This is a genomic window from endosymbiont of Acanthamoeba sp. UWC8, from assembly GCF_000730245.1.
Lineage (GTDB): Bacteria > Pseudomonadota > Alphaproteobacteria > Rickettsiales > Midichloriaceae > Jidaibacter.
The window spans coordinates 497,006-520,877 of the sequence record NZ_CP004403.1; the positions used below are offsets into that span (position 1 = coordinate 497,006).

Sequence of the window (23,872 nt, forward strand, 5' to 3'; positions counted from 1 at the left end):
AACTGATTTTTACTTTCATAGATTTTGTTTTTACAAAATGACTATTTATGTTAGGTTGAGTTTTAAGTTAAACCTTATTGCAGGCTTTAAATTATGAAAAAAAATCTTCCCCTATTATTTTTCTCTTTTATTATACTTAATATATTTTGTTGGCTTTCTATAACCGCTTCGGCTTGCGAAAAGCATGCAAAGTATAATCATTCAAACCATAAAGCCGTAATTAAAGAATTACTGAACTTAACCGGGGTTGTGTGCAATGAAGAAGTAGGAGATATTACAAGCTGCACTAAACAGTGGATAAGACCTGAAAATAAAGAGCGATGGGAAATAAGTGATGCCGAGAATGAAAATATCTTAAAAAATAAAGATAGGATAATCACATTACTTAATGAATTAAAAATTTATGAGGCGATTGATGCTAAACATTCTCAATATGATTACGGAGTAGTCTTAGGTGCAACCGCAAATACCATGAGAATTAGGCTTGCACACTTAGCTAAGCAGATTGATCAAGGCATAGAGATTAAGCAGGTGGTTTTCTTAGTTTCCCAGCGTCCCCGATTCGAAAATATTGAAACTGAGGAAATATTATTTAATGAAAATAATTTTTATCTTCCTCTTAAAAAAGGTTGGGTTAAACCTCAAAAAACGCCTGCAACAGAAACTGAAATTGCTAAATTTTTATTTGAGCAATCCGATTTACCTGAAAAACTTCAAAGTTTAGCGGTGGTATTTGTCGATACCCCGGGGAAAAACGGTTTGCCGGCAACAGTGAAAAGAGCTTCCACAAGTGATACGGTTGTAGCCTGGATGAAGTTAAACCCTAAATCAGGTAATGTTTTAGCCGTTTCCAACCCGCCTTATATCGGTTATCAGCATGTCGTGTTGAAAAAATATTTAAATCCCGGGTTTGAGTGTGAAACCATAGGTGCACCTAAAGTAGATCCTGATAAAGTTAGCATTAGAGTTGTGCTTGACAGTATTGCTAAAAATATTGAGAATGATCCTTCTTTTCTTAGCTAAACAATTAATATTTTAAAGGCTTATAATCAGCCTCCCTTCTTTTTATGGTTATAAGCCTTACTCATAAAATGACTATAGATTAATAACTTAATTTGCTTCATAATATTTTTTTAACATTAATGTTATGAATAAATTATGCGGAATAGGTCTGAAATACAGAAATTCATTAATTCTTATGAATGGAAAAATTTACTTAAATACATTTCCTGCCAAGACATAGAATTAAGAGACTTAAATAGCATTTATCAATATCAGAAATCGCGCAATCGATATTCTTTTCCTAATAGAACGATTTTACCTGCACACATACCGGATAAAGCAAGTTTACTTACCATAGCAACTCAAGCAGCTGAAGAAGACTTGGTAAATTTTCTGTTGAACAAAGGTTGTGAAATTAATCCAGAATTGGGACAAACCCCGCTTGAAGTGTTATTAGAAAGTTTATTTCGTAGGCATGAACCGGACTTTAAATATGACGATTTTAAAGGTAAGCAGCTTTTGTTGATGGAAAAAATTTTAAATTATGCTTTAACTAATAACATTAAAATTAATTTAAAAAAAATTCCGCTTGAAACCACTTCTCCCTCTTCCACTACTTCAAGTTCTTCGCTTAATCTACCTAAAAATTTGGAATATAATCCATATAAATTTAATTATTTACAAATTATTTGCTGCGGAAAACCTCGGGAACTGAAAATGGATGAAAAATCATTATTTAATATAATCAAATTGCTTATTAGTTGCGGAGATGATGTATATTACCTCAATGAGAGAAAAAAGAGCTTAATAGATTGTATACGGGATATTAAAATTCTGGAAATGATTTTAGAAGTTGGAAAATTCACCTCTGAATTTATAAACAAGCATATTGACAATTATAGATCACAAGAATCAAGGTTTAAATCTTTACCCGGAACCAAATTATTATCCTCAAAGATCAAAGCCTTATCAGCTTACCAAGATTATAAAGATTATAAAGATTATCAAATTAATATAATTGGAAAGCAGCTTGTAATACAAGCACTCATGACTAAAATATTTCCTATAACCTTGTCAGATGAAGCGGAAGTTGCTTTTAGAGAGACTTTAACCGTAAGAGATATATTAAATTTAAAGCTGACTTGTAAAAGTATATACGACAGTGCTAATGAAAAACAACCTGTAAGTTATATAGAGTATATTAAAAATGAAAGGAAAGCTCCTAAACAAGTTGGGAACCCCATATTGATTTAAGCAAACAATAATTTAATACTGAGTTAGGTTATAAATTTCTTCCCTTACCGAGTTGACTCCTTCTTTGCTCACGCTACTGGTAGAAATAATATTGTTAAACAGTATAGCATGCTGCTTTATTTCCGACTCGGTTTTTTCATTTACCGCTTTCAGTTCCGAGGCTTTTAACTTATCAGTTTTAGTCAGGATAATCTGTACCGTAGTTGCATAATCGCCTAAGAATTTAATCATTTCCAAATCGTTATCTTTAATGCCGAACCTGGAATCAATGAGCATAAAAATACGCCTCAGCTCTACTCTTCCGCGCAAGTAATCATATATTAACCGGTTCCACCCTTTTATCTCGCTTTTAGAAGCTTTGGCATAGCCGTAGCCGGGTAAATCAACGATATGCAACTTATTATTTACCGAAAAAAAATTAAGCTCGCGCGTTCTGCCCGGGGTATTGGAAACCCTTGCGATGCGCTGGCCGAGTATCGCATTAATAATGCTTGATTTACCAACATTAGAGCGCCCGATAAAAGCAACCTCCGGAATATTAGCTGAAGGCAATCCTTCTATACTTACAGCTCCGGTTACAAACTTGGTATCTTTTAGGAAAAACTTTTCTATTTCTGTAATCATATAAATCTTTTTTAGTTCACAATATAGCTGAGAAAGCCGTAGAGCGCAAATTATCAATACTGATATATTAAAATAAAGCAATAGCTGCACTCATTTTTAAAAAAAGAACGGCTTTTTATTCCCTACCCAGAGCCGGTTGAGGCTGAGCTTTGGTTATCTTGTCAACAAATTTCTCCGTTGTTTCTAAGCTATGGTTAATCGGGTTGTTAATTTTCGGGAGGAGAAAATCTTTAAACTTCAAATAGCTGCAAATTTTTTCAACTACTTCAGGGAGTAGGGTTACCTCCTTTATTTCATGTTCAGGCATATATGCCGTCAAACTACCGTCAGGATTTAAAACCTTATTTCTTATCAGCAGATCACTTATTAATTTGGTGTGAAGCTGATTAAGTTTTTCCGTGTGATACTCATTTAATTCATCTCTTCCCTTGAGTATTTCATAACACTTAACTACATGCTCGTTAAAAGGAGGAAGTTTATCCCAGCCGGTTTTTTTAATTTCAGCTAAACTTGCTTGAAATTCTTTATTTTTATTAAAATAATTTTTATGGGAAGTAAAAAACTCTGAAACCCCATTCATACAATTATTAATATTAGGGTTAACCTTAATCAAATCAGTTATTAGGCTATTTATTTTCTCCATTTCCAAAGTACTACAATATGAATTAATTAAATTAACATCATTAATGGAGTAGTTTTCTTTTAAATTATTAGTAATTACTTCTACCCCTGAACCAGTAAGGTTATTAAAAGATAGGTCAATGGAACGCAACGTTTGATTAATTCCTATTGCTTCAGCTATCGGTATAATGCTTTCATCATTAAGTTTACAGCTCTCCAGGTTAACTGTTTTTAAAACTTTATTATTTTTTAATAAATCCGCTATTAATAATGCTGTCGATAAATCAATATTATTGTGTGAAAAACTTAGGAAATTAATTGATTCATTATATGTCAAAACTTTAAAAAAAGTTTTAAGCATACTCTCATTTAATTTTATACTTTTATAAAAATCTCTGGATAAATGTAAAGTGGTCATATTTTTAAGGTTTTCTCGTAGGTTTTCAAAAAAATTTTCCTCACCTTTGTTTAAAACCGATAATAACATTTCTTTATCTATATACTCACCTGACAATAAACTTTTAGTTTTTTTAATAATTTTTTTCCGCTTCTCTTCCGGAAGGTTGCTTTCAACATGTTCATTGCGCTCTAAATCATGTGGTATATCCACATATAGTCCATCCACATGTCCATAATGCTGCTGTAAATCATAATTAGGACTTACATCCACATGTCCCGGATGCCTTGATTCATAATTATATCTCATTAGTTTACCGTGTTAATTATTAATTTTCGTAATTTTAAAACATAATAAAATTAAAAACAATAAACATATAAAATATTTATATTAAATTACTATTAAGAAGAAATAATTATTAACGTTTTCCGCTGAACTTCATAAACTATAATCTTTAAGCCTTCACCTGCCCTTTAGGCTTACCATTTACTATGCCACTAAAGAGCTCAAGCTCTTCCACTAAAATATAGTCATTTTTTCTGATTTTTTCTTTAGTGGTTAGTATCTCATGCTCAACAATACCTAAGGATTTTAAGAGCGCCCCGCCGAGCTGCAATCCCGTCTCGATAGTTGAAGGCACTGCAATATCGGCGCCTAATTTTCTGATTCCTTTACCTTCCCTATAATCCTGAACTCTGGCAATAACTTCAAGGTTTTTATAGTGCGCGGATATAGTCTTAACCGCTTTCCTTAAATCAACCTTATCATCCATGGTAAGTATAACCGCTGCCGCCCTTTCAGCTCCTACTGCTCTTAGAGTATCAATCTTGCTGAGTTCGCCGTGATAGACCGGGAACCCTTGCGTACGCGCTTGCTTAACAAGCGTATAGTTGCTGTCAACCGCAACATAGTTTATCTGCTCTTGCGATAGCATAAAACCGACAACTCTCCCTACTCTTCCGAATCCTGCAATAATTACATGCCCGTTTAAATCACTAACCCCTTTAAATTCCTGGTTTCCTTCCACTTCCTGATTAATATCCACCTTATCTTCAATAAATGCACCAAGCATGGAAAGCAGCGGCGTAACCGCCATAGTGATTGCAACCAGCATAAACAGAAACTGCGCAGTTTGCTGATCAATAATTCCTCCTTGCGAAGCAAGCCCAAAAAGTACAAACGCGAACTCCCCCCCTTGAGAAAGTAATAAACCTGAATGTATAGCAGCTCCGGTACCGAACCTAAATATCTTACACAGCACGAATACAATCGTTGCCTTAATTGCCAGTAACCCGAAAGAAATAGCAAACAGTTTGCTTAAGTTACTTAGAATAAAATTGATATCTATCGACATCCCGACAGTCATAAAGAATAACCCTAACAGCAAGCTTTTAAACGGCATTATGCTGCTTTCAACTTTATTCCTGTATTCGGTTTCCGCAATCAACAGCCCTGCTATGAATGCACCCATCGCCGTTGATAGCCCGAGCTCATTGGTAAGCATAGCCGCGCCCAAAACAATAAGCAGAGTAGCTGAAACATATACTTCTTCACTTTTTGCCGAACCTATTAATGAAAAGAGGGGGCGCAGAAATAATCTACCGGATATGGAAATTAAAATAATTACCACCAACGCCTTAAGCGATGCCAAGCCGATGCCTGCAAGTAAGTTTTCCTTTGAGCCGCTGATGAGCGGAAGTATGGCAAGAAGCGGGACAACGGCAAAATCCTGCATAAGAAGCACTGCAAGCGATAACCTTCCCACCTGGGTGGATTGCCTTTTACTCTCTGCCAGAACCTGTAAAATAATTGCAGTCGATGAAAGTGCAAGCGCTGCTGCAATTAAAACGGCAATGCTGGTTTCAATCATAAATATTTGCTTTAACACTGCAACTATAGCAAGCGTACTCACCGCAATCTGCAACCCTCCAAACCCGAACACGTGCAGACGCATTTGGATTAATCGCTCGAAAGTAAGCTCAAGCCCTATAACAAAAAGGAGGAAAACCACACCGAATTCGGCAAAATATTGAGTATACTGATAATCTTTTATTAAATTAAACCCGTGCTCTCCGATTGCCGCACCCACAACTAAGTAACCTAAAACCGGGCTTAAACGAAGTTTTTTTAATAAAACAACTATAAAAACCGAAGCTCCTAGAAGCACTAATATGTCTGGTAAATATCTGAGATTATGCATTAAACCTTTAAAACCTATAAAAAACCTTTTGTATACAATATTTAATTATATTATACCATATGAATTGCACAAGCATTTTATCTGATAATCAATGACTAATAAAACCGTTTTAGTTACCGGAGCTGCAAAAAGGATAGGCAGAGAGATATGTTTATTTCTTGCTCAAAACAGTTATAATATACTTTTGCATTACAATCACTCAAGCGATGAAGCATTCAGACTGAAAAAAGAAGTTGAAAGCCTAGGTGCTACCTGCAAATTGCAGACTGCAGACTTTCTTAATGAAGATGAGACAAATAACTTATTTGTTAATGAAAAGTTTGATTTGCTTATTAATAATGCAAGTATATTTGAAAACGATACCTTCAAAAATATTGATTATAAAAGTTTAGATAAGCATTTTAAAGCTAACTTATATGCTCCAATTCTCTTAAGCCAAAGATTCTTTAAAGATTTACAGTCGGAGGGTAAGCTAGGTAATATTATCAATATACTTGATTACTGTATAAGCGCGATGCCTAAAAATTTTCTCTCCTATATTTTAAGTAAGAAAGCTTTGTGGGAATTTACTCAAGTTGCCGCTTATGAAATGGCCTCCCATATTAGAGTAAACGCGATTGCACTTAGTAACACTTTAAAAGCGGAACAGCAATCGGAACAAAATTTTGCTAAATCCATCAATGATTCGCCGCTTAGGCTCTCGCCGAATATAGAAGAAATCTACAATTCAATAAATTTTATTTTAAATACACCCTCAATGACCGGACAGGTTTTATTTTTGGACGGCGGTAAACACTTAAACATTTTAGAACAATTATAAGTATGAATAACAGCACGTTAGATAAGTTAATTTCAACTATTGCAAAGCTACCCGGCTTAGGACCGAGATCGGCAAGAAGAATCGTATTACATCTGATTAAAAGCCCAGATGCACTGATGCTACCTCTTGCCGAGCAGTTGACTCAAGCAGCACAAGAGATAAAAATATGTGAAGTATGCGGCAATGTGGATGTGGTATCACCATGTAACATCTGTAATGATGAAAAGCGTGATGATTCTATAGTTTGCGTAGTTGAAACTGTATCTGACTTGTGGGCGCTGGAAAGGTCAAACTTTTTTAAAGGAAAATATCATGTATTAGGAGGCACTCTTTCCGCGCTCGGTGGAAGACCCCCAGAAAGCTTAAACTTTAATTCTTTAAGCACACGAGTTGCAAAAGGTGCTATTCAAGAAGTAATCATTGCAACTAATGCGACACTTGAAGGGCAAACCACCGGCCATTATATCGTTGATTTACTCACCCCGTTTGAGGTGAAGATAACCAGGCTTGCTTATGGTATCCCGATGGGTGGTGAACTTGATTATATGGATGAAGGCACATTAAACTTAGCACTGAAAATGCGCCAGGATTTTTAAAAAATTATTACTCCTTTCGCATGATAAAAAAGCGAATTATTATACAGCGAAATGATATTGATAAGCGTCCGGGAAGATATAAAACACCCATTGAAGTGAAAGGGCATGCTTTTGTGAATTCTTTGAATTTACGCTATGTAAAACTTCTAACTTATAATTTAAGTTAAAATTTATTCTTTTTATTAAGAATCATTATCTTTTTGTTAACTAACTATTAATAGTTGGGTGGTACTATCAATTATTATTCGGTTATTACGATGGTTATTCAATGAAAGGATTAAAGCGTGAAGATTTAAAGAAGCTGGAAGGGTTGGTTGATAAAATTATAAAAGGGGAAATGCAAGAAAATGATTATAAAGACTTTTTAAGTATTTTCTCAAATCCCAGATTAGCGCTATGCCAAGCATTTGCTGAGGCTTTGGTTCCACCGGGTGAAAACCCTAATATTTCTGAAGAAGATTTGCATAAACTGGTTTCAGGGCTAATTAAAGAAAGTGCAATACGGGCACAAGCTAACACTTTTTTTAGAGCGGCAAATAGTTATATAGTAAAGGAGCTGTTAGTTACAGAACTTAATTATCATATATCAAAAAACAGAGCAGATAAAGTAGAGCAAACATTTAATATTCTCAAAAAGCATTTAGGCGAGATTACAAAGTTAGAAAATAGTGAGGCATTGGCAAAGACGACGGAATCATATAGAAACTTCATAGAATTTAATATACTAGATAATTTCAAAGGTGAAAATAAACAAAAATTAAGTAATAGTACGGAAAACCTCACGATAGAGGATTTAAAAGGTGGCTTAATCGAGCTTTCGTTTAACAAAGAAAGGTCGGTTAATAAAAATCCGAAAGAGATAATTGCAACATACCAAAAACTTGAAAAAGAAAAGATGGAGGATGTATATAAAGATAATCCATATCTACGCCCTAAATCCGGTACTATTACTCAAAGATTAAGCAGCATCACAGATTTTATAAAAGATAATCCTATCACAGATTTTATAAAAGATGGTGCGAATACAACTATAAATTATGTAAGGGAAAACCCGTGGAAGAGCGCGGGTATGGCGGTTGGTGCTTTAGTTCTGGCGGCTGCAACCGTTGTAACCGCAGGGACGGCACCAGTAGCTGCCGGTATTATCGGTGGAGCCGGATATCTCGGTTATAAGGCTGTTACCGAACATAAAACAAAGTCTAAACCCCAAGAAATTGAAGTAGGTAACCCTATCCTACAAAGTACTACCAAAGATAGCTCTACTCCTTCGGTGAGTCCCCCTACTCTTACTAAGGATTTAAACTCACAACCCGCTATGGATCCGCATGTAGCACAGACATTAATGCAATTAACAAGCTTATTCCCGGACGAGGACAAAAAAGCAGTTTCAGCTTTAATGGTGGAAACAAATAATTCTCATCCGAAAAAAACTGAAGAAAAAGCGGAGGTACCAGCTAAAGCGCAAGGAGAGATAGAAAACCAAAGCCTAGAAGCAAGCGCCGGTTTTGCAGCCAAAATCGGGCAACACAGGATCTCGGGCGAAGGAATAAGAAAAAGTCAAGCCGAGGCTAAATCAGGAACAATTAGCAAGTAAACTAAGTTTAATTTCTAATGCACTATTTTAAATATACTAAGTTAAACTCAATAGTAGATTATCCCCCCACAACTGAAAAAACCATAAAGAATGCATTATTTACCTTCTTTTATGCGTAGGATCAGATTACTCGTAGTTCAACTATACTGTCTATAATCTAACAGCATTGCAAAGTAAGATCACACTCAAACTCAGGCTCAGACTTCTCCGCGGCAACCACTTCTTCATAAACCGGACGCCCTTCAAAAAACGGTTTTAACATCTCTTCAGAATAACTGTACTTTGTAAGAAAATCATTATACCCCTCATACTCAATTCTTTTACAATCTAATGAATTATATTTCTGAATTGCTTCCTTATCCTTCTCAATTATGTCACCGACTACATACCTCGGAGTAAGGGAGGCATCTTGAAGATATGGATTTTTATACACTGATTTTATCATCTTTTTATTATTAAGCTTGTAAACCGCAATGATTTCAGAGCCTTCAACGTTATTCGGAACTAACTCATATTCGCGGGGATAGCAACCGCAAATTTTCGGTGCTCCCGCTTGCAACTTAATTTCCAGAAGAATATTTTCTCCCTTTACTTTAGATGTAAATCCGAGAGCAAATACGGAAGCCATGAAAGGTTCAACTGATACATAAGTGCCTCCGTACGGCCACAAATATGCTTTCTCAACTTTGAGTTGGTTCCAGCTTTCGTCAATATGAAAACCTAAAGTTTTTTGCATTTTAGTTTTTCCGAAAGCCCTAGTGCCGTACTTAAACAATATATCCACACTCCCATCATCCAAATCTGCAACAAAACCCCGATAAACCGTAATATCCTCCTCAAATACAGGCACACTAACTCCGTTAAGCGCTAAAACTTCCAATGTAAAATCATTATCAAGCCGGTTAAGGGCATTGCCGACAACCATATGGTAAGCATCAAATTCGTTTACTATTTTGCTTAACTCCATATCATCGGGAAATATACATTTCAGTTCTTGAAAACCTTCGAGCCTTGCCTGGCTATCCTCATTAAAAATTTCATTTAAAATTTTTTTAGCTTGGTTAATTTTATTTTCATTAACCGTTTGAGATAATAAATTATTTTCAAGCTTAACTTTAGCAAGATTAATATAATGCTGCGCCAGCTTATGAGTTAAACCGTATATAAAATCAAATTCTTTTGAATCTATATCGTCATTAATATTATTTACTAAGTGTTTATGCTGACGAGGTATTTTAATACCCGCCTTATCAATAATATTAGCAATTGCATGATACTTATTATTTTCTATAGAGTTATCCAACCCTTTTATAATTGCATTACTTATATCGGAATGAATATTAGTTTCAAAACATACGTCGAGCCCATAATGCAGCTGAGCAGCAAAGTCATAATTACCTGTAACAATAGCATTATTATAAATTTTATTTAGATTTTCAGTTGGGATTTTAACAATTTTTAGCAGCATCTTGAGTAATTCAATCTCCCCTGAGAGTATAAATAAATTATTTTCATCTATCGTAATAGTAGCTTGCGGCTCGGGAAAGATTTCCAAAATATACTTAATTAATTTTTTATCACCTACCTTTATTACTGTTGATAAATCATGATTCCTAACTTGTACGCCACACTCAACTAAGAATTTTACTATATCCAGATGTCTGCCGTAAATCGCATTTACTATTGCATCATCACCAATCTTAGCTCCATGTTCGAGCAAAAGCTTTATCATCTCCAAGTGCCCGCTGCCTGAAGCTACAGTAATTATTCCTGCATTTTTACCAAACTCAACATTACCCTTTATAAGAAATTTCATTATATTTAAATAATTACCGTCTACTACATCATATATGCTAACCACATCAAATTTATTCAGATATTCATTTGCCTCTTGAGTAAAGCCCCCTTCTAAAGCAGCAATAAAAAGTTGTTCTCTTGAAATATTTTTATAGTTTTTTAAGGCATCCATATATTTATCTATTTAATATTTATTATATTAAATACTATTATAACACGACATTATTAAACAAATATTAAGTCATTGATTAATATTGCAAAAATACATCTAAAGTATTGATTTAAATCACCTCTTGAAGTAACTTTTAATTTCTCTTAATGATGTTGCTTTGGTTATTATTACGCTTAATAAATAAATCAGACCGCCAAAAGTAATTAATATGCTAAGTGATACATAGGCTTTAAAATTAATCGTAAATCTCTTAAGCAGGTATATTGAAATCGTCATTACTATTGCAGATATAATATATTTAATAATTTTAGAACTCATACCTGAATTAAGTTTAAACTTACCTCTCTTTTTAAGCAGTAGCCATAGTAGCGAGATGTTTATCCATGCCGAAATCGAAGAAGCTAAGGCAATCCCGACATGCTTTAGATACTGAAGCAGAATAATACTAAATAAAGCATTACTTAACACACATATAAAAGCAATTTTTACTGGGGTTTTCGTGTCTCCCCCGGCGTGATAGTTAGCAACGAAAATTTTAACCAAACTATAAGCAGGAAGCCCTAAGGAAAAGGCCATCAGTGCTTTAGCGGTTTCATTTGTAGCAAGGCTTGTAAACGCATCTCTTTCAAATAAAACTTCCACTAGTTCAAAGGCAAGTATGAAGAGTGCAAATGATGCAGGAATAGAAATAAACAGAAGAAAGCTTATTGCTTGATTTTGTAGCCTTATCCCCTCCCCGATATCACCTCTTTTAAAAGCTTTAGCAAGCATAGGCAGCATCACTATCCCCATGGTTGTGCCGATCAAAGCAAGCGGAAGCTGGTTAATTCTATCCGCATAATATAAATAAGAAAGTGCACTCGGGATAAATGAAGCAATCACGGTATCAACCAGTACATTAATTTGCGCAACCCCCGAACCTATTATACCGGGTACTATTCTTCGCGCCATAGTACGGATATCCTCAGTTAGTTTAAGTTTAGCAAACCTAACTAAGCATCCTTCTTTATAGAGGAAAATTATCATCCAAATTAATTCTGCAACTCCGGCTACTACTATTCCATAAGATAGCCAATGTAATTTTTCTACTTGAGAATTTCCCTTAAGCGCAAAAAATATAAGTACTAAATTTAAAATAACAGGTGCTGCTGCAAAAGCAAAATACTTCCCCCTGCTGTTTAAAATACCTCCGTAAAATGCAACGAAGGAAATCAAAGCCAAATAGCTGATGCTCACCCGCGATAATGATACAGCCAGATTAATATTATCAATTCCTTTAAGCCCGGGCGCCGTAAATTTTATCAACTCCGGCATAAAGATAAATATGAGCCCACAAAAAATTATTAATGCAATAAGCAAGAACCCTTGAATTCGGGATGCAAACTTTTGAGCTTCAAGCTTACCTTCTGTTTCCAGAATGCCTGAATAAAGAGGAATAAAAGAAGCGCTGAAGGCACCTTCCCCGAAAATGGTTCGGAAAAAATTCGGCATTCTGAATATTATTATAAATATATCGTTATATATTCCGGCTCCCAGTTGAGCGGCAAGTATTACATCTCTAATATATCCGAAAAACCGGCTGATAAGGGTAGTAAGGCTAACGACCAGAGCACTTCTTAAAAACATCTCAAAGTATAAATAAATTAATTAATAACCTTTTATAGCAAAGAACCAAGGCTATTTAAACAACAGATTTTTAAGGCTATAGAAGATACGGTCGACGTTTACCCCATAAATTCCAAAACTGTAAACACTATAGTATTTACGCCTAAGAAGAAGCCAAGGCTATACAGAATCGACCTAAGATACTTTTTCATTTTGAAGAATATTACGGAGATAATTAGACTTATCAATATTATTAATGAAAGCACTATAATAATGCTTATATAAAAGTAAATGGCATCCCGATGTAATTTTTTATCCAGAGCATTTAATATTGATGCAATAAAAGGCGCAATAATCACGAACAGCACAAATAATATAGCTATACAGGTTATATAAAGCAGGTTAATATACTTAATTTTAAACCCCTATAATTAGATAATTTATTAATATCCCGCTTATTTTACCATATAATCATTTTTATTCATAGATAACATTAATAACTTTAAGAAAAATATTTAAACGCTCATAATCTCGCACCCCAAGTAATTATATTAATTCTAATTGCTGATTAGCAAATACTTAAAGTTAAGATATAAAAATAATTCTCTACATATAGCACACCCTTCCACCTTTATTCGGAACGGCATATAGCACATAAGCTAAAGATATAGTGAATTAAGTTGAATATCCTACATACCTGAAGCATAGTTGAACTATAAAAAATCAAACTAAGTTTGCGTATAAATGACTATGTCATTTATAAAGCACACGTGCTATAAATGGCCGCTAGGCGCGTACTTCTACTATTTTTATTATTTGATTACTCAGTTACAGGCTATACAGTCATATTAAGTTAAATAACTTACATATTTATTTAAACAAAACTTCAACTTTATTAAATTAATAGCAGCACCCCCTCCGCCCCCACCTGAAACGCATTTATTCCAATATCAATACTTAAGTATACTATACCTATAATCAACTAAAAAACGCATACCATAAATAAATTACGATATGCGCTATAATTTGATTACCAATGAAGTAAAATATCGGTTATTTTATATTTGACTACTTAGCCGCGGAAGAAGGCTTGTCTTTTCTTTCTTTAATCCTTGCAGCTTTACCTCTTAAGTCTCTCATGTAGTAAAGTTTCGCTCTTCTTACTTTACCTTTTCTCACTACTTCAATTTTATCGAGACGCGGAGAATATAATTTAAATTTTCTTTCTACGCCTTCGCCGTTACTGATTTTTCTTAAAGTGAAGCCGGAAGCGATTCCTCTGTTTTTAATATGGATACAAACTCCTTCGAATGCTTGTATTCTTTCTGTCGCACCTTCTACGATTTTAACGTAAACTTTTAAGGTATCACCGGATCTGAATTCCGGAATAGTTTTGCCTGCAACTAAGGCTTGAATCTTTTGAGATTCATATTGTTGAAGTAAGTTCATTTCTTTTCTCCTTTAATGTATTGGTTCCATAAATCGGAACGTGCATTTTTAGTTTTCATTTCAGCTTGCTTTAGGCGCCATTTTTCAATTTCCTGATGATTACCGGAAAGCAAAACATCCGGAACTTCATGGCCGCGCCAATTACTTGGCTTTGTAAAGTGAGGGTACTCTAAAAGGTTTTCAAACTTTCCTGCACCAAAACTTTCATTATCTAAAGCTTCGCTCTTTTCCAGTACACCCGGCAACAACCTTACACAACAATCTATTAGTGGAAATAAAGCAATATCACCGGATGAGACAACATAGTCGCCCATACTTATCTCGGCAATGTTATACTCCGTAAATATTCTTTCGTCAATCCCTTCATACCTGCCGCAGATAATATTAATACCTGAAGGATGTTCACTTATAATTTCTTTAGCAATTTTTTGATTAAAAACTTTACCTCTGGGAGTAAGGTAATAAATAGGTTTGCTATTATTTATAAAGCAAGAATCAATTGCAGCACCCATTATATCAGGTTTGATAACTAACCCCGCTCCGCCGCCGTAGGTGGTATCATCTACGGTTTTATGCTTATCATATGCAAAATCTCGGATATTATATACATCCAATCCCCAAAGCCCTGCTTTAAAGGCATTACCAATAATTGATGAATTTAATGCACCCGGATAGATCTCAGGAAAGAGAGTTAGAATAGAAACCTTCCACACGGCAGATAAGTTCTCCCTACTCTGAAGCTGCAAGAACTTCTTCTAACGGCTCAAGTAAAATATGTCTTTTTTCTAAGTTGATTTCCGGTACGAATTGCTTAGTAAAAGGATAGTAAATAGTTTTTTCCGAGTTTAAATCATAAATCTCTAAAATATCTCCGGCACCGAAGTTTACTACACCCTTAACTACCCCAAAGTTAGTACCGTTTTTTAATTTAGCATCTAAGCCCATAAGGTCTGCATGATAAAATTCATTGCTGCCTGCTGAAGGCAACTCCGACCTTTTAATATAAAGCCTGGTGTTTCTTAATTTTTCCGCATCATTCCTTGAAGCAATACCTTCAATACCCGCAATTATATAATCTTTCTTAAGAGTTATAATATTTATTTGGTATTCTTTATTGCTTTCATCAAATAACTTTTTAAAGTTAGCCAGATCCTGCGGATTGTCAGTAAAACTTCTAATCTTTACGTATCCTTTTACCCCATTTACTGAAGTAATAACCCCTACACAGATATCGTAATCGTTTTTAGCTCGTTGAATCGACATTTTAAGACCTTTTATTAAACCTTAAGCTCGTTAAATAATTTATTTATTAGCTACTTTCTCTTTTTTATCGGCTAATAAACCAAAATTAAGTAAAAATTTCTCCACTCTATCAGTAGCTTGTGCCCCAACAGAAAGCCAGTGTTTAGCTCTTTCCTGATTAATAACAACTCTTTGCTCGTTATCCTTAGCAAGCAACGGATTATAACTGCCTATCTTCTCAATAAACTTACCGTCTCTCGGTGAGCGAGCATCCGCAACAACTATTCTATAATAAGGTCTCTTTTTAGCGCCTGATCTGGATAATCTAATTTTTACACTCATTGTTTCAAATTATTCTTAAATTATTTTGAGATACTTATAATCCAACTCTTTATTAATGTAAAGATATAATATTATATGATAGTCATTTTTCATAATTCTCATTAAAAATATGACTAAAGTATTAAATTATCTCAACTTACTACCTACCATACAATCATAATTGTTATAAAATATTAAATATTAACGTAGCGTTTATTTTTAAGTTAACCCACTTTACTTTAGAATAGTTTAGTGTTTCTAATTAATATTAACGCAATTAATAAAGGGGAAGAGGCGTGATCCATCAAGCTAATGTTACATTTAAAGGTAAGCGATACGAAATCTCGGTTTTAAGCTGTGAATCAGAGAAAGAATCCGATCCCGATGATTATCTTACTAAAGCTAAATTCTTTGAAATTTGGAAAAGCTTTTTGTTAGGAAGCACTGTAATTGCAGGTATTGAGAAGCTGAGTTATATTAAAAAACTTAATCCTATGTCGATTAATCGTGTTTTTAACGTTATTATGCAGAAAGCTAACGCTACGGATAAAACAGATTTAAAAGAAGAAAAGATTGATGAAGATATAGATGAACTGATCTTTACATTTGAATCCGATCTACCTGATGAAAAAGCGAAGCATGAGGCGAATGTGAGTAAATTACAACTTGCCTTTGAAAGCAATCGAGTTGAGCATAGCATAATCGAAAAGAAAGACCTCCTACAAATTGCGATCGAAACCAATCAAATGGATGTAGTAAACATTCTTTTTGATAAGTTTCAAATAAACTATAGTGATACTCATATGAAATCTGCTCTTTCAAGAAGAAAGGAATATGGTAAAGATATGTCGATTCTGTTACTCAAAAAAACGGAGCCTGATCTATATTCGGAAAAAGTAGCTTTAAATGAGTTATTTCGTTATGCGAAAGAGAATGATTGGGATAAATTTTTATCATTTTTAAAAAAGCAGCCCAAAGAAATTGAAAAGTATATTAATAACAAACTTAAAGGCCATTGCTTGCTGCACTTAGCTACCGCCCATGCTCCACTGGAAGTGGTTAAGACTCTGGTTGAGATGGGTGCGGATTGCAGCATTACAAATGATAGAGAGCAAAATTCTCTGCATATAGCCGCCCTTCTTGCGGATGATAAAAAAACCTTCTATTACTTACTAGAAAAATTTCCTTTGATGCTAGAGTCCAAGGATTATTTCGGCAATACACCGGCTATGATAATAGGTCGCAAAGATAGCCCTCCTGAAGTTGAAGAAATTGCTTCCGGATTTACCGAATTCAGCATCTCCTCCAAAGTTAAAAAAGATACTTTAGATAACACACCTTCAGGCGAAAAAAGTTTTTCTTTCGGAAGCCCTAAAATCTGGGAACTTTATGAAAAGCTAATGCAGAAGGCTTATTCAACAGATAGTAGCATTTTTAATTCCAGATCATAAAAACTTTATATTTCAATAGCTAAACTCCAAAGGAACAAAGGTATAAAAATCAGCAAGTTAAAAATATTATTATTATCAGTTTAATATACTTTACTTGCTATTAATTTTATGATCTCCTAAATCGGAAATTTTATAAAGGACACGGCATGAAACAAGAACAACTCTTAGAAAGATCTTTTAAAGCTGGTGATGTAACTCATAATTTAAAAGTTATTAGCGGTGGTGCAGAACCCGAGTCTTCAGCTTGGTGGGCAGCTCAATATATATATTTAGTTTCAAGGAATTTAACAGCTGAAAGATTTATAGACCTTTGGGCAAGTTTTATCCGTAATGATAGCGAAATTAAAAATTGGACCATAACGGATTACATTAATTCTTTAAATTCAACACAAATTAACGAACAATTTGAAGTTGAATATAACGGAGAGAAAAAGACTACTAATCTTTTTTCACTCGCGATTGAAAACAATCAAATAGATATAGTAAACACTCTTATTGAAAAATTTGGTGTGAAAGCTAGTCTAAAAGATTTAGAGAAAACCATAACACTACCGCTTAACAATGGCGCTTTAATGTATAAAAATTTACTAAATTTAACTTCAACTGCGATGCCTATGTTAATAATGCTTGCTAAACATAACAAATGGGACTTGGTTTCAGATACACTTGAGCAGCCAACCACAACAATAAAGGAAAGTATAGATCAAATGAACCAAGGTAAAACTCTCCTACATCTTGCCTCAGGCGCAGGGAAAGAAGAGGTAGTAAATAAGTTAAACGATTTAGGGGCGAACTGTGGGATTGCTGACAAATATGGGATGACTCCTTTACACTTAGCTATCGCATCAGGTAAACAAGAAACAGCTGAGAGATTGTTTACAAAATATCCTCAAGCTTCAGAACATAAAGATAAATATGGAAGAACCCCTATGGAGTATGCTAATCATAAAATTAGAGCTTCTAGTTTTGCAGATAATGTACTTCAATCAACAAGCAGCCAACAAGTCCGCTCAATGTAACTGAGTAGCATAAGACAACGGCTTACTCACAATAAGTAGGTCGTTTTGCAAATTAAATAATATAAAATTTAAAAATATAATTGATTACTAAAATGCTGGATCGATTGAATAGATATGTATGTACCCCGGATAGCCGAATACTGAATGCTACTACATATGGCAAGCTGATAAATGCGATAGAAGGACAAAAAGAATTGATAGGAAATCTTGGAATATCTGAGTACATCAGTAGCCTTGATCCTTCAAAAGAAGATTTTGGAACAAAGAGCATAGAATTACTTAGGCTATTAATCGAGCATAATAGAAAAGTTCAATATAAGGATAGTAATGAACAACCTGTAGGCGCATTATTTGAAATGATGGTAAAACGCACTACTATCCTAAAAGATAATCCCGGTGCTATTCACAGCTGTATAAAACTAGCGGAAAAAAAAGGCTTTATATGCCTTTCAACTTTTATGAAAAAAATTACTGATCCTGAGTTATTTAAAACACATTCGGCTCTCACAATGATTTTTATGATTGCTGATCATTGTAGAAAGGATAATAATTGGGATAATTTTTTCTCAGCTTTAAAAAGTTCACATGAAATATTTAAAGACTATATAAACGAACCTTTTAAAGGGAGGATATTGCTTGAGCATGTTTGCATAAGCGGCAGATCCGATATAATAAACGGCCTTCTTGATTTAGGAGCTAAATGTAACATTGCCTCTCCTGATAACGGCAGGTATCCGCTCCATAGCATAATAGAAAGCACAGAAAAAAATTATAATGAAGAATCTATTGTAGTGATTCAAGTAATATACAATAAATACCAAGCTGCACTTCAAGTTGCAGATTATTCGGGAAGTACTCCGTTGTTATATGCTTCTGCAGAATTTTCAATGACTAAATATTATGATAAATTAGCCTTAGATGCAAAAGATAAAAACTTGTGTAGCATCAACAAACCATCTTCGCAATCTCGCGGAAGAGGCTAGCCGTTGCCCCATTTACTTCACTTAGAACAATCGGGGTACCATGATCGGAGGAGGAAGCAATTTTAGGATTAAGCGGAATCTCGCCTAAAAAGTTAATACCTGCTTTTCGGGCGAAGTTCTCAGCACCGTTTTGACCGAAAATATAAGTAATATTTTTAGACTTTTCATCCTCAAAATAACTCATATTTTCAACCATTCCAAGCACGGGAATGTGAAGCTTATTAAACATGTCATAAGCTTTCCTGACATCTGCGAGAGCCACCTCTTGAGGGGTGGAAACCAGCACTACACCATCGATAATATAATTTTCCGCTAAACTTAAATGCACATCCCCGGTTCCGGGCGGGGTATCAATCACCATTACATCCACTTCTCTATCATCAAATGCCCAATTAGTCATTCTCATTAACTGAAATAAAGCCTTAGTTACCATAGGCCCACGCCACACGGCTGCTGCATCGGGATTGACTAAAAACCCCATAGACATTAATTTTATTCCGAATTTTTCAAGTGGGATCATAAGGTTGTTTATCAATTCGGGCTTTTCAGAAATTCCAAACATCTTAGGCATAGAAGGGCCGTAAATATCAGCATCAACCAATGCCGTTCTCTTTCCGTTCTTGCTTAAAGCAACCGCTAAGTTGCAGGCAACAGTAGATTTACCAACCCCTCCCTTTCCGGATGCAACTAATATTATTTTCTTTATTCCCATTATGGGTAACTTTTTGCTTATTTTGGGGTTTTCCTGAGTAGAGCTAAGAGTTATTTTCACCTCCCCTACCCCTTTAATTTTTTTTACTTCTCCCTCGCATAAGTCTCTCAAATGCTCTTTAGCTTTGATTTGTTCAGGGGTTTTTAATGCACTGTATTCAAGGGTAAAAAATACCGAATTATCTCTTATTACCACTCTTGGAATAAAGTCGGTAACCGGCTTTCCCGTTTCAGGATCAATAATATTAACTAACGATCCGATAATTTGTTTTTCTGTAATCATAGACATACTCTTGCCATAAGCGTTGAAGTTCGATATAGTTGATACCTATATGGAAAATTGAATACTAGGCAACAACAATATGTCAGACTTTCGCAATCCTTGGGATGATAGCTCCAACCGAAATAAAAAACCAGATAATAATGATGATTTGGATGAAATAATCCGCAAAAGCCAAGAAAAAATCGTGGATTTCCTTCAAGCTAAGAAAAAACCTTCAGGAAGCGGAGGAAACAGCAATTTCAGTGGTTCAAATTTCTCCTTACCTTCAAATAAAATCATCATAATTGCATTGCTCGTCGGGCTACTTTCCTGGCTTTCAACCGGTTTTTACACCGTGCAACCGGATGAGGAAGGTGTAGTTCTAAGACTAGGGAAATATAATAGAACTTCGATTCCAGGTTTAAATTATAAGTTTCCTTCTCCAATAGAAACTATCGTGAAAGTAAGTACTACACGAATTAACCGTGAAATTATCGGCTTCCGTTCAAACTCACCGCAAAACTACGGTACTTCAAGGCTATTCGGTTCTAAACCTAATGACGTTGCGGATCAAAATATTGAAAATCGTCCTGAAGAAAGTCAAATGTTAACAGGCGACGAGAATATAGTTGATATAAACTTTGATGTACAATGGAAAGTAAAAGATGCAAAAAACTTCTTATTTAATTTAAGAGATTTGCCTAATGAAAACACGGTTAAAAGCTGTGCGGAAAGTGCGATACGTGAAGTAATAGGTATACATAAAATTTCCGACGCTTTAGCGCAGGAACGTTTTCAAATTGAACAGAAAGCTAAGCAACTGTTACAAGAAATGTTAAATAACTATAAAATGGGCGTGCACATTGAAAGATTGCAATTACTCAGGGTACAACCGCCGCTTGAAGTTATTGATTCTTACCGTGATGTCCAATCTGCAAAAGCCGATAAGGAAAAACTTATCAACGAAGCTTTGGCTTATAGAAATTCAATGCTACCTCGAGCAAGAGGTGAAGCCGAAAAATTCCTCCAGGATGCGGAAGGTTATAAACAGCAGGTTATAGCTAGCGCTCAAGGTGAATCAAGTAGGTTTAACTCAATCTATAACGAATACCAAAAAGCAAAAGATGTAACCCGTAAGAGAATGTATCTGGAAACCATGGAAGAAATACTTTCGGGAATGGATAAGATTATTATGGACGGCAAAGCTTCCGGCGGAACCGTGCCTTATCTTCCTCTTAACGAACTACTGAAAAAATAACAATAATAGCGAAAAGAAATAGGGGTTAATATGACAAAGAATTATTTTGGTTTAACACTAATAATTATAGTAATTGCGGCTCTGTTAGCAATATTCAACTCCGCATTCATTGTTGATCAAAGACAAGTTGCTTTAGTAATTCAGTTCGGTGAACCGATTAAGCAAATTGATACACCGGGGCTTAAGTTTAAAATACCTTTTATTCAAAATGTGTTCTTTTTTGACAAAAGGATTCAAAATTTAAAATCTGAACCGACTGAAGTTATAGCTTCCGATCAAAAAAATATGCGTGTTGATTCTTTCGGCAAATATAGAATAAAAGAGGCTCTTACATTTTATCAAACAGTACAAACCGAGGAGAAATTAAAATCCAGACTTTCATCAATTTTAGATTCTAACCTTAGGCAGGTTTTAGGTAGTGTTCCTTTTAAAGCTTTGCTTAGCCCGCAAAGACCCGAGCTCATGAAAAAAATTTGTGACCTGGTGAATACGGAAGCAAATAGTTTAGGAGTTGAAATGGTCGATGTAAGAATAATGAGAGCGGATCTCCCTGAAAAAAGCCGCGAGGCAGTATATCAGCGTATGAAAACCGACCGTTTGAAAGAAGCTAAAGAAATTAGAGCGCAAGGTGATGAGCAGGCACAGATTATTAAAGCTACCGCTGATAAAGAGAAGAAAATTATCTTAGCGGAAGCGCAAAAGAGAGCCCAAATGCTGCGTGGTGAAGGTGACGGAGAAGCAATTAAAGCCTTCTCATCAAGTTTTAGCCGTGACCCGCAATTTTATGAATTCTATAGAACTCTGCAAGCTTATAAAAAGTCTATTAATAAAGATAACACTAAGCTTATTTTATCGCCTGACGGTGAGTTTATGAAGTTCTTCGGCAAAGCTAACTAAGGTTTTTTTGTATGAAATGGCTTGATGTTTACGATATTGCAATTGAGCTTGAAGAGCGCTACCCGGAAGCTGATATTATTAATATTAGATTCACCGACTTAAAAAGTTGGGTAATGTCTCTTCCGCGCTTCAATGATGATCCGAATAAGTGCAATGAAAAAGTGTTGGAAGCAATTCAAGCAGCATGGATCGAAGAGCGGGAATAGTTGTGCAGGCAAATGAAGAAGAATTAAAGGCACTTATCACGATCACTTTAAAATATGCTGCTAACGAAGGCATAACTTCAAAATCCGACACAATTCACAAAGATGAGGTAGCAAAAGCAATTTTAAAGCAAGCAAAAGAAATAGGGATTAATATGGACTCTGATAAGCAATCGGAAATTATCTCTGATACCCTTAGGCTTAATGATTATTTTCCTTCAGAAGCTTATATAACGGCTACTAAAATTCTAGCTTTTATCCTGGAGAAGGATAGATAGAAGGATAGATAGAAGGATAGATAGAAGGATAGATAGAAGGATAGATAGAAGGATAGATAGATAGATAGATAGATAGATAGATAGATAGATAGATAGATAGATAGATAGATAGATAGATAGATAGATAGATAGATAGATAGATAGATAGATATAGCTACTTTCACATAAGTTGAGAATAAATATTTTTATATAGTAAATTAAGTTGAATACCCTACAGAGAGCATAGTTGAACTATAAAAAACAAACTAAGTTTGCGTATAAATGACATAGTAATTTATAAAGCGCACGCGCCATGAATGGCCGGAAGACGCGTGCTTCTTATCATTCTTATTATCTGATTTTTCAGTTGTAGGCTATATAGTCATATTAAAATTAACTTATTATATTTGAATAAACGCGTTAGATATTCAACTTAATTCACTATATTACTTTCTTTATTATTTGGATAAGCATTGCTTAAACATGCCGTTATGCCGAAGGTTATTACTGCTTAGTTAGTAAATCAGCAAACTCATGATTTACATCTCTATGCTCCGCTTCATCATTGCGAACTGCAACTACTACATCACGTAAAGTTGCATTACTGGGTAGTTTCCAATATTCTATAGCAGTGTTTGTAGCCGGGGTATTTATGATACGCCCGTTATCAATCTCCTCTAAATAACTTGTGTAGCTAATGATAGCCTCTTCTTCAAAATATCCTATTAATCTATGAGCTGTTTTCGGTGAAATTAAATATAATACGAAGAATGCATTAAAGAAAATACCTTGCGCCAGCAGTATTACCATACGCTCCAACCAATTTGGTTTCGCAATTTCCAGAAAGGTCATTAGGTGTATGCGTTCATTCTCAGCTTCATCAAGCAGCGTTTTTATCCATCCGTTATCAGGACACTGCTTGCGCAAGCATTTTAAATGAATTAATAAACCTCCTACCATTCCTGGTACAGCAGCTACGGTTTCCAGCACTACAGCTCTATGGCCGTATCTTTTTCGGAAAAAAGTGTCGGCTATCCAACGTAAAAACTTACACATAATCATAGCGAATCTATCAGATAAACCATTGGGTTTATGATGAAGGGTTAAATTTGGTTTGTCGATTTTCATAGTATAGCT

General features: G+C 34.8%; 22 protein-coding genes and 1 pseudogene. 12 read left to right on the top strand and 11 right to left on the bottom strand.

The annotated features are described in order from the left end of the window. Positions 1 to 93: 93 nt before the first annotated feature. Both I862_RS02390 and I862_RS02395 read left to right on the top strand, forming a co-directional pair. Positions 94 to 1,023 (top strand): hypothetical protein, encoded by a 930-nt coding sequence (locus tag I862_RS02390; RefSeq protein WP_038538553.1) that lies wholly within the window; start codon positions 94 to 96, stop codon positions 1,021 to 1,023. A gap of 135 nt (positions 1,024 to 1,158) precedes the next feature. Beyond that, positions 1,159 to 2,256: a hypothetical protein gene (locus I862_RS02395; RefSeq protein WP_038538555.1), complete on the top strand. Its 1,098-nt coding sequence runs from the start codon at positions 1,159 to 1,161 to the stop codon at positions 2,254 to 2,256. 12 nt (positions 2,257 to 2,268) lie between these two features. Here the strand turns inward: I862_RS02395 and yihA are convergent, their stop codons facing one another. The 3 genes from yihA to I862_RS02410 form a co-directional block, all read right to left on the bottom strand. Continuing rightward, positions 2,269 to 2,880: a ribosome biogenesis GTP-binding protein YihA/YsxC gene (yihA, locus tag I862_RS02400; protein ID WP_052646332.1), complete on the bottom strand. Its 612-nt coding sequence runs from the start codon at positions 2,878 to 2,880 to the stop codon at positions 2,269 to 2,271. A 115-nt stretch (positions 2,881 to 2,995) separates the two neighbouring features. Beyond that, on the bottom strand, positions 2,996 to 4,207 hold the full coding sequence (locus I862_RS02405) for a leucine-rich repeat domain-containing protein (protein ID WP_038538558.1): 1,212 nt from the start codon (positions 4,205 to 4,207) through the stop codon (positions 2,996 to 2,998). Between the two features lie 145 nt (positions 4,208 to 4,352). After that, the gene (locus tag I862_RS02410; RefSeq protein ID WP_052646333.1) at positions 4,353 to 6,098 is read right to left on the bottom strand and encodes a monovalent cation:proton antiporter-2 (CPA2) family protein; all 1,746 of its coding nucleotides are present in this window, start codon (positions 6,096 to 6,098) and stop codon (positions 4,353 to 4,355) included. A gap of 91 nt (positions 6,099 to 6,189) precedes the next feature. Between I862_RS02410 and I862_RS02415 the strand changes: the two genes are divergently transcribed. The 3 genes from I862_RS02415 to I862_RS02425 all read left to right on the top strand — a co-directional run bounded on the left by I862_RS02415 (position 6,190) and on the right by I862_RS02425 (position 9,108). Beyond that, positions 6,190 to 6,918: an SDR family NAD(P)-dependent oxidoreductase gene (locus I862_RS02415; protein WP_038538561.1), complete on the top strand. Its 729-nt coding sequence runs from the start codon at positions 6,190 to 6,192 to the stop codon at positions 6,916 to 6,918. A 2-nt stretch (positions 6,919 to 6,920) separates the two neighbouring features. Beyond that, positions 6,921 to 7,514: a recombination mediator RecR gene (recR, locus tag I862_RS02420; RefSeq protein WP_038538564.1), complete on the top strand. Its 594-nt coding sequence runs from the start codon at positions 6,921 to 6,923 to the stop codon at positions 7,512 to 7,514. 268 nt (positions 7,515 to 7,782) lie between these two features. Then, positions 7,783 to 9,108, top strand: a complete 1,326-nt coding sequence (locus I862_RS02425) for a hypothetical protein (protein WP_038538567.1) — start codon at positions 7,783 to 7,785, stop codon at positions 9,106 to 9,108. Positions 9,109 to 9,265: 157 nt separating this feature from the next. Here the strand turns inward: I862_RS02425 and I862_RS02430 are convergent, their stop codons facing one another. From I862_RS02430 to rpsP, 6 genes and pseudogenes are all read right to left on the bottom strand, one after another. Continuing rightward, a complete protein-coding gene (locus I862_RS02430) occupies positions 9,266 to 11,077 on the bottom strand; it encodes an ankyrin repeat domain-containing protein (RefSeq protein WP_038538571.1) in 1,812 nt (603 codons plus the stop codon). A gap of 114 nt (positions 11,078 to 11,191) precedes the next feature. Further along, entirely contained in the window at positions 11,192 to 12,703 is a 1,512-nt protein-coding gene (gene murJ / locus I862_RS02435; RefSeq protein WP_038538573.1) for a murein biosynthesis integral membrane protein MurJ, read from the bottom strand. A gap of 1,047 nt (positions 12,704 to 13,750) precedes the next feature. Then, complete coding sequence (gene rplS / locus I862_RS02440; RefSeq protein WP_038538576.1) at positions 13,751 to 14,131, bottom strand: 50S ribosomal protein L19; 381 nt, start codon at positions 14,129 to 14,131, stop codon at positions 13,751 to 13,753. Continuing rightward, entirely contained in the window at positions 14,128 to 14,877 is a 750-nt protein-coding gene (gene trmD / locus I862_RS02445; protein WP_199398820.1) for a tRNA (guanosine(37)-N1)-methyltransferase TrmD, read from the bottom strand. Before trmD ends, rplS begins: the two co-directional genes overlap by 4 nt. Continuing rightward, the gene (rimM, locus tag I862_RS02450) at positions 14,861 to 15,394 is read right to left on the bottom strand and encodes a ribosome maturation factor RimM (RefSeq protein ID WP_038538583.1); all 534 of its coding nucleotides are present in this window, start codon (positions 15,392 to 15,394) and stop codon (positions 14,861 to 14,863) included. The genes trmD and rimM overlap by 17 nt, the downstream gene beginning before the upstream one ends. 90 nt (positions 15,395 to 15,484) lie before the next feature. Further along, positions 15,485 to 15,715 (bottom strand): annotated as a pseudogene (rpsP, locus tag I862_RS02455) (30S ribosomal protein S16); the annotation flags it as partial. A gap of 275 nt (positions 15,716 to 15,990) precedes the next feature. Here rpsP and I862_RS02460 point away from each other — a divergent pair. From I862_RS02460 to I862_RS02470, 3 genes are all read left to right on the top strand, one after another. Further along, positions 15,991 to 17,145: an ankyrin repeat domain-containing protein gene (locus I862_RS02460; RefSeq protein WP_038538586.1), complete on the top strand. Its 1,155-nt coding sequence runs from the start codon at positions 15,991 to 15,993 to the stop codon at positions 17,143 to 17,145. A gap of 146 nt (positions 17,146 to 17,291) precedes the next feature. Next, on the top strand, positions 17,292 to 18,164 hold the full coding sequence (locus I862_RS02465; RefSeq protein WP_038538589.1) for an ankyrin repeat domain-containing protein: 873 nt from the start codon (positions 17,292 to 17,294) through the stop codon (positions 18,162 to 18,164). 92 nt (positions 18,165 to 18,256) lie between these two features. Next, a complete protein-coding gene (locus I862_RS02470; RefSeq protein WP_148299469.1) occupies positions 18,257 to 19,147 on the top strand; it encodes a hypothetical protein in 891 nt (296 codons plus the stop codon). On the opposite strand, the gene I862_RS02475 is transcribed toward I862_RS02470, so the two are convergent. Continuing rightward, positions 19,110 to 20,141 (bottom strand): Mrp/NBP35 family ATP-binding protein, encoded by a 1,032-nt coding sequence (locus tag I862_RS02475; RefSeq protein WP_038541133.1) that lies wholly within the window; start codon positions 20,139 to 20,141, stop codon positions 19,110 to 19,112. The two genes, I862_RS02470 and I862_RS02475, sit on opposite strands and share 38 nt — an antisense overlap. Positions 20,142 to 20,220: 79 nt before the next feature. Here I862_RS02475 and hflK point away from each other — a divergent pair, with 79 nt between their 5' ends. Genes hflK through I862_RS02495 form a run of 4 tightly spaced genes read left to right on the top strand, consistent with a single transcriptional unit; the run spans position 20,221 to position 22,756 of the window. Then, entirely contained in the window at positions 20,221 to 21,378 is a 1,158-nt protein-coding gene (gene hflK, locus I862_RS02480; protein ID WP_052646335.1) for an FtsH protease activity modulator HflK, read from the top strand. A gap of 30 nt (positions 21,379 to 21,408) precedes the next feature. Continuing rightward, positions 21,409 to 22,275, top strand: coding sequence for a protease modulator HflC (gene hflC / locus I862_RS02485; protein WP_038538596.1), 867 nt, complete (start codon positions 21,409 to 21,411; stop codon positions 22,273 to 22,275). An 11-nt stretch (positions 22,276 to 22,286) separates the two neighbouring features. Next, entirely contained in the window at positions 22,287 to 22,481 is a 195-nt protein-coding gene (iscX, locus tag I862_RS02490; protein ID WP_038538599.1) for a Fe-S cluster assembly protein IscX, read from the top strand. Continuing rightward, positions 22,460 to 22,756 carry an EscU/YscU/HrcU family type III secretion system export apparatus switch protein gene (locus I862_RS02495; RefSeq protein WP_148299470.1) on the top strand — a complete coding sequence of 99 codons (297 nt, stop codon included), beginning with the start codon at positions 22,460 to 22,462 and terminating at the stop codon, positions 22,754 to 22,756. The genes iscX and I862_RS02495 overlap by 22 nt, the downstream gene beginning before the upstream one ends. Before the next feature lie 483 nt (positions 22,757 to 23,239). Here the strand turns inward: I862_RS02495 and I862_RS02500 are convergent, their stop codons facing one another. Then, positions 23,240 to 23,863: an alternative oxidase gene (locus tag I862_RS02500; protein ID WP_038538604.1), complete on the bottom strand. Its 624-nt coding sequence runs from the start codon at positions 23,861 to 23,863 to the stop codon at positions 23,240 to 23,242. Positions 23,864 to 23,872: the final 9 nt, after the last annotated feature.

Bases quoted from the DNA above. Each gene is read 5' to 3' on its own strand.
- I862_RS02405 (WP_038538558.1), bottom strand. From the start codon at position 4,207: ATGAGATATAATTATGAATCAAGGCATCCGGGACATGTGGATGTAAGT.
- I862_RS02425 (WP_038538567.1), top strand. From the start codon at position 7,783: ATGAAAGGATTAAAGCGTGAAGATTTAAAGAAGCTGGAAGGGTTGGTT.
- rimM (WP_038538583.1), bottom strand. From the start codon at position 15,394: ATGTCGATTCAACGAGCTAAAAACGATTACGATATCTGTGTAGGGGTT.
- hflC (WP_038538596.1), top strand. From the start codon at position 21,409: ATGACAAAGAATTATTTTGGTTTAACACTAATAATTATAGTAATTGCG.
- murJ (WP_038538573.1), bottom strand. From the start codon at position 12,703: ATGTTTTTAAGAAGTGCTCTGGTCGTTAGCCTTACTACCCTTATCAGC.
- I862_RS02495 (WP_148299470.1), top strand. From the start codon at position 22,460: ATGGATCGAAGAGCGGGAATAGTTGTGCAGGCAAATGAAGAAGAATTA.
- hflK (WP_052646335.1), top strand. From the start codon at position 20,221: ATGTCAGACTTTCGCAATCCTTGGGATGATAGCTCCAACCGAAATAAA.
- I862_RS02500 (WP_038538604.1), bottom strand. From the start codon at position 23,863: ATGAAAATCGACAAACCAAATTTAACCCTTCATCATAAACCCAATGGT.
- iscX (WP_038538599.1), top strand. From the start codon at position 22,287: ATGAAATGGCTTGATGTTTACGATATTGCAATTGAGCTTGAAGAGCGC.
- I862_RS02395 (WP_038538555.1), top strand. From the start codon at position 1,159: ATGCGGAATAGGTCTGAAATACAGAAATTCATTAATTCTTATGAATGG.
- recR (WP_038538564.1), top strand. From the start codon at position 6,921: ATGAATAACAGCACGTTAGATAAGTTAATTTCAACTATTGCAAAGCTA.
- I862_RS02465 (WP_038538589.1), top strand. From the start codon at position 17,292: ATGAAACAAGAACAACTCTTAGAAAGATCTTTTAAAGCTGGTGATGTA.
- I862_RS02430 (WP_038538571.1), bottom strand. From the start codon at position 11,077: ATGGATGCCTTAAAAAACTATAAAAATATTTCAAGAGAACAACTTTTT.
- I862_RS02415 (WP_038538561.1), top strand. From the start codon at position 6,190: ATGACTAATAAAACCGTTTTAGTTACCGGAGCTGCAAAAAGGATAGGC.
- I862_RS02470 (WP_148299469.1), top strand. From the start codon at position 18,257: ATGCTGGATCGATTGAATAGATATGTATGTACCCCGGATAGCCGAATA.
- I862_RS02390 (WP_038538553.1), top strand. From the start codon at position 94: ATGAAAAAAAATCTTCCCCTATTATTTTTCTCTTTTATTATACTTAAT.
- I862_RS02475 (WP_038541133.1), bottom strand. From the start codon at position 20,141: ATGATTACAGAAAAACAAATTATCGGATCGTTAGTTAATATTATTGAT.
- rplS (WP_038538576.1), bottom strand. From the start codon at position 14,131: ATGAACTTACTTCAACAATATGAATCTCAAAAGATTCAAGCCTTAGTT.
- yihA (WP_052646332.1), bottom strand. From the start codon at position 2,880: ATGATTACAGAAATAGAAAAGTTTTTCCTAAAAGATACCAAGTTTGTA.
- I862_RS02410 (WP_052646333.1), bottom strand. From the start codon at position 6,098: ATGCATAATCTCAGATATTTACCAGACATATTAGTGCTTCTAGGAGCT.